The organism is Flavobacterium aquaticum (assembly GCF_003259835.1).
GTDB classification, from domain to species: Bacteria; Bacteroidota; Bacteroidia; order Flavobacteriales; family Flavobacteriaceae; genus Flavobacterium; species Flavobacterium aquaticum.
This window is the reverse complement of the sequence record NZ_QLMI01000018.1, coordinates 1-2,533: the sequence shown is the minus strand read 5'-3', so window position 1 is coordinate 2,533 and position 2,533 is coordinate 1. Positions and strand designations below refer to the sequence as shown.

3 protein-coding genes are annotated in these 2,533 nt (G+C 27.7%); all 3 read right to left on the bottom strand.

Features of this window, described 5'->3' with window-relative positions; translation table 11 throughout:
- Positions 1-105: 105 nt before the first annotated feature.
- The 3 genes from B0I03_RS13065 to B0I03_RS13055 all read right to left on the bottom strand — a co-directional run bounded on the left by B0I03_RS13065 (position 106) and on the right by B0I03_RS13055 (position 2,369).
- Positions 106-480, bottom strand: coding sequence for a hypothetical protein (locus B0I03_RS13065; protein WP_146603306.1), 375 nt, complete (start codon positions 478-480; stop codon positions 106-108).
- A gap of 165 nt (positions 481-645) precedes the next feature.
- Complete coding sequence (locus B0I03_RS13060) at positions 646-1,404, bottom strand: hypothetical protein (protein WP_111567871.1); 759 nt, start codon at positions 1,402-1,404, stop codon at positions 646-648.
- Positions 1,405-1,580: 176 nt separating this feature from the next.
- Positions 1,581-2,369, bottom strand: coding sequence for a hypothetical protein (locus B0I03_RS13055; RefSeq protein WP_111567870.1), 789 nt, complete (start codon positions 2,367-2,369; stop codon positions 1,581-1,583).
- Between the last annotated feature and the right edge of the window lie 164 nt (positions 2,370-2,533).

Here is a 2,533-nt window from a genome sequence, read left to right as displayed (position 1 = left end):
ACACCAAGCCATTACAAATATAACAAAACATTCCATTCAGCAGCGGATTTTCCGTAGGAAAATCCGGAAGTAGCCATTGAAGCAAACCGCTGTTAGCAAACGTTTTTAATATTTATATTTCAAATCTTCTGAAGTAAATCCAGCATTTAAGATTTTCACTGTGTCTTTTACTTCAGTTTTGTAATCAACAATGATTTTATTAGGATCTATTTTAGAATAATGAAACACGTAATAGCGACCAATCATTTTATCATAATTATCTGGACAACCACCATATTCAGTTTTATAAAGTTTATCATCCACATAATATCTAAAAACACTTTGAGTAGATTTTGGATAAGTTTTACAATTTACGTAGCGACAAATACTTTCAACTTTGTTTTCCTCAACTTCTTTTTTATAAAGATAACCTTTGACAAACATAGAAATTATTACAATGAGAAAAAGTAAAAGCACAAATTTGGAAATCTTGTTTTTCATTAAACAGTTGTTGAATTTACGAGAATTATAAAATGTTTGCTAACGTTTTGCAGCTTGCAGAAGTGGCGGATTAAGTAAGCCTAAACTTTCGGTTAAACACTGACTTTGCAAGTACAAAACGAACTTTAAATTAAGCCCAAAACCCGCCATTTTTGCAAACTGCTGTTATGTGCTGCGTTTAATTCTTTTCAGTAATTTTTTTTCAGTATTATGTATTAAATATTCATTTGTTTCTTTGTTAAAAGTTAGAACTAACATATTGTTTTGGTCAACAAAATCGATTATATAATTTCCACTTTTTAATGTTTCATTAAAACTAAATATAACTTTTTTATGAATTAGTTCATCTTTAGTTAGTTTCGATAATTCAGATGTTATGTAATTCTCATATAATTTCTCAATATTTTCAACGTTGTATTTCGTTAGATTTATAGGTAATTTTAGAATTTGATTACAATCGGAGCTTAAGTTTAGATAAATTTTACTTTTTTTTCCATTTGGTTTAAGATTGACTTTTTCAATAGTAAAAACTAAAATCCCGGGATTTGGATTCATAAATTCAAAATCTACATTAGATTTATTTCTAACTCTTTTTATTATTTCCTTCGTTGCTGGTAAAAGTTGATTTATAGAATCTGATAAAATTAGATTTTCATTTGTTCCAAAATCAATTCTTGCGACAATTTTATTTGTATTGCATATAGTTTTGCCTCCAAAGTTCAAATGAAATTCTGTAATATAATTTTTTTCCGTTTCGGCTGTTTTTACACCGTAGATAAAGTCAATTTCAGATTCGTTGTCATACCAAGTTGGACCAATTTTTAGTTTAATTTCATTTTCTTTAGAACTTATTTTTGCGTCGCTAATTTTGTTCGCACAAGACGTTAAAGAGATGATAATTAATATGATAATAATTTTTTTCATTTGGTTTTCTATTTCGTTCTACGCACGTAGCACATAACGTTCTGCGGCTTGCTCTCAGTGGCGTTGAACCTACACCAAGCCATTACAAATATAACAAAACATTCCATTGAGCAGCGGATTTTCCGTAGGAAAATCCGGAAGTAGCCATTGAAGCAAACCGCTGTTGTGTGCAGGTTTTATTTTTTATTCAGATTCAATTTATAAAATTTTTCTAATAAGGCAATATCATAACCATAACCTTCGCCCATAATATAATGTTTAGGAAATCCATTTTTGTTTATTTCTGCTTTTGATTCTATATAATTATCATTAATTAATTTTTCTTTTTTCTTGAGAAAATTTATAAGGTAATTTTCTGCTTCTTTTATTTTATTATGGCAAAGCAGATATTGTGTTGTGCATACTGGAGAACTCAAATCGAAATTATCTTTCAATATTTCGGCTGTAACTAATTCAACATTTTGTAATTGTTCAAAATAGGCGAGAAGTTTTGTCTTACAGATTTCAGGAATAATTTTTAATGCAGAATTGTAATCATTTTCGTTAGCTAAATTCCAAATTACGTTTCCTTTTTCGTTATCTATTAAAATTCCTAAATCTCTACCAATAATTGATTTATTCCAATAATTAATTAATGGATTTTTTTTGGTGAATTTTTTGAGTTCTATTGAATCAATATAAAATGTTCCTTTCAATTCAATATATTTATTAGCAACATTTTCAGGGTTTGATGAGAATTTTACAAATAATAAATATTTTTTGTCATTACTTTCAAGTTTTAATTTGTGTAAACTAGGAAAATATCTAAAACCAATATCTGTTAATTTTTCAGAAATTTCATTACAAAAATTGTCATAAACATCACTTGGTTTTTCACCAATAATATTTTTTTTGTTTTCAACAACTCTTTCTTTATTACTAAAAATATGTTCCTTTAAATCATTTAGACTCTTAATCCATTTCATATTTAATTCATTTTTTCAGAGTTATTTTTAACCACAAGATTTCTCGTAAACTTGCACACAACGTTTTGCGGCTTAAAAATGTGGCGAAAATGCACCACCAAGCCATCACAAATATAGCCAAAACTTTAAATTAAACAACTGTGCCATTTCAAAAATTCCCGAAA

What these genes read in the sequence shown, in the direction of transcription:
- B0I03_RS13055 (WP_111567870.1), bottom strand. Translation starts at nt 2,369, where the DNA reads ATGAAATGGATTAAGAGTCTAAATGATTTAAAGGAACATATTTTTAGT.
- B0I03_RS13065 (WP_146603306.1), bottom strand. Translation starts at nt 480, where the DNA reads ATGAAAAACAAGATTTCCAAATTTGTGCTTTTACTTTTTCTCATTGTA.
- B0I03_RS13060 (WP_111567871.1), bottom strand. Translation starts at nt 1,404, where the DNA reads ATGAAAAAAATTATTATCATATTAATTATCATCTCTTTAACGTCTTGT.